Source organism: Acinetobacter sp. CY79, from assembly GCF_059515845.1.
The window spans coordinates 1-2,749 of record NZ_JCAKMY010000066.1; the positions used below are offsets into that span (position 1 = coordinate 1).

2 protein-coding genes and 2 pseudogenes are annotated in these 2,749 nt (G+C 39.3%); 3 read left to right on the forward strand and 1 reads right to left on the reverse strand.

Going from position 1 to position 2,749, the window contains the following annotated elements; translation table 11 throughout:
• Both AC5YCE_RS15450 and AC5YCE_RS15455 read left to right on the forward strand, forming a co-directional pair.
• Window positions 1-996: RHS repeat-associated core domain-containing protein (locus AC5YCE_RS15450; RefSeq protein WP_496172606.1), on the forward strand; the 996-nt coding region annotated here is incomplete at its 5' end.
• A 21-nt stretch (window positions 997-1,017) separates the two neighbouring features.
• Window positions 1,018-1,515: a hypothetical protein gene (locus AC5YCE_RS15455; protein WP_496172607.1), complete on the forward strand. Its 498-nt coding sequence runs from the start codon at window positions 1,018-1,020 to the stop codon at window positions 1,513-1,515.
• A 37-nt stretch (window positions 1,516-1,552) separates the two neighbouring features.
• Here AC5YCE_RS15455 and AC5YCE_RS15460 read toward each other — a convergent pair.
• Window positions 1,553-1,864 (reverse strand): annotated as a pseudogene (locus AC5YCE_RS15460) (tRNA-dihydrouridine synthase C); the annotation flags it as partial.
• On the opposite strand from AC5YCE_RS15460, the pseudogene AC5YCE_RS15465 reads away from it, so the two are divergent.
• A pseudogene (locus AC5YCE_RS15465) lies at window positions 1,840-2,749 on the forward strand (RHS repeat domain-containing protein); the annotation flags it as partial. The pseudogenes AC5YCE_RS15460 and AC5YCE_RS15465 sit on opposite strands and share 25 nt — an antisense overlap.

Sequence of the window (2,749 nt, forward strand, 5' to 3'; positions counted from 1 at the left end):
TGGGATGGCGACCTGATGGTGTGGGAGTCTAAACAATACCAAGCAGACACTGAGAAACAGCGAAACTACACCAAACACTACATCTACGAACCGAATAGCTTTGTACCTGTACTGCAAACAGGCTATCGTCAGTTCATCCAACTGATCAAAACCCCAGACTATAGTCAGTTTAAAACCATGCCCTATTCGGTCCACCGAGATCCTGTCTGGAGCACAGACACGCGCAAGAACAAAGCCGAACTCGAACGTGTTGCCTTTTATCATTGTGATCAGGTAGGAACACCGCAAACCCTGAGTAATGAAAAAGGAGAATGTATTTGGGAAATCACCTTAAATACATGGGGTAAGACCCAACAGGTTAAAGCACAGCATCAAGACCAAGTCTTAGAGCAAACCAATATCCGCTTCCAAGGTCAGTATTATGATGAGGAAACTGGACTGCACTACAATCGTTACAGATATTATGAGCCACATAGTGGACGGTATATATCTAAAGATCCGATTGGTCTGCAAGGTGGACTAAACAATTTAGCTTATGTGAGTGATCCAAATTTGTGGGTTGATCCTTTAGGGTTGCTTGTAATGGCTCCAGCAGCTCCTTATGCATTAGCTGCACTTGGTGAGGCAGCTGCATGGGCAGGAGGATTATTAGGTATAAGTTGGTTAGCTTCGGAAGCTATTGATGCCAGTAAAGGAGCTAATGAAACATGCAATTGTGCTCAAGATATAGAAAAAGAAAGAAAGAAAAGATGCAAGAAATGGGGTGTAGGAAATCCTAAACAGGCGCAACAAAAGGTCCGTATTGGACAAGGGAGTAAAGGCGTTAAAAGAATTGATAAACCTGAAGAGTCCGTGCCTGGATCACAATGGCACGCACATGCTAATAACGATAGTGCATTAAACTTGGACGGAACAATTCATGATACACATCGAGGAATACCCCCATTTACAAGAGATGATAAAGATTTCTTATTTTGTCATGGTTGGTTAACTTAATAATTTTATGGAGTAAAGAAAGTGAAGCATTTGGAAATTTTAAATAAATTAATTAATGTAGAAGAAAGTTATAGTGATTTGGATGAGTTACTAAAGTTTGATTATGAGTTTGAGGAAATTCCCTTAATTACTAGAGTAGGTAGAGAACATAAATTTATTGAATATTGGGGCGATAAAGAAATTAACACCTATTTTTTAAATGTAGCAATTTTTTTTATTAACTCTATGAAAATATATTGTAACCATAAGGAGCTTGAAAATCATCAATTTATGATTACATATCCAGATTTAGAAGAAGGATTTACAGCATTTGGATGTCATATTCCTAATTTGTGTATATTTAAAAAAGAACATTTATCAGGATTTAACAAAAAAAATATACTCTCTTATGATAAAGCTAATTGGTTATTTGACTCTTTACAAAAATTAGGTTTTGAAGATTTATTTGATCTACGCTTTCATGAAACATTAGAGTTTGGAGAGACTAGTACTCGAATATATTTGATTCCAAAGAAATAATTCTAGATGGCTTTGTTTAACAAAGCCTAGCATAACTTCATATGCGTATAATTATATCATTAAGCCCCTTCAATCTTTTCAGCTCACCCCATAGCTCTTTCGCTTCTGGATAGTGTTTCGACATCATTCCTAGCCACTCTTTATAAAGACTGACCATGTTGATTTCTTTCTTGTATTAACCATTTAAGAAACGAATTTGAAGTGTGAGTAAATCGTTCCAAATTAATATAGGTTGATCAGTATTTTCACGAATACATAGCGTAATATCAGGTGTAGTCATAGCACCACGACCGATCATTAAGTCTTGACAAACTGATTCAAGTTGGCACTGTTTCGCATCAGCATTATGTAGAAAGCGGACGCCTGTTCCAAATCAAACAAGCTCAAGTCATTACCCAATTTGGCTACCATGAAGATGGACAAATTGCCGAAAAAAGCTATACCCATCTCGAGACCCGCAAAACCCAAACCGAGCGCTTTGACTATAATTTAAATGGACAACTGAGTCGTACTGTCAACGAAAACAGTCAAATCGACTTCTATCACAACTGATCCGAGAACACCAGCATTATAAGATTCCGCATTTTGAGGATATGACCGCAGTACTGCGCTATCACTATGATGAACTGGGCAACTTAATTAAAACCATCCGTCCGGATGGACAAGAAATCACCCATCTGAGTTATGGTTCAGGGCATGTCTACGGGATTGCACTGAATCAAACAGACATGGTGGGCTTCAAACGCGATGATCTGCACCGAGAGACCGAACGCTACTTGGCCAATGGTTTAATTCAAACAAACCAATACAACGATGTTGGCTTACTGATCTCACAAACGATTCAGCCCGAACAAGAAACCGCAGAGCTGATTCAACAAGGCAACAAACAACATCAAGCGCAGCGTGACTACCATTACGACAAAAACTACCTCCTTAGCCAAGTCGAAGACACCCGCCTAGGCAAACTCAGCTACCAATACGATCCAATTGGACGCTTGATCAAAACACAAAGTCCAAGTCACACCGAAACCTTTAGCTTTGACCCCGCAGGCAACCTCATTGATCCGATAGCGACCCAAGCCAGTCAAATCAAAAACAACCTAGTGCAAGACTACCAAGGCAAACGCTACAGCTACGATGCACAAGGAAATGTGGTTGAGGCAAAACAAGGCAATCACAGCCTTAAACTGAGTTGGGATAACCTAAATCGACTGATACAAAGTGATAATAACGG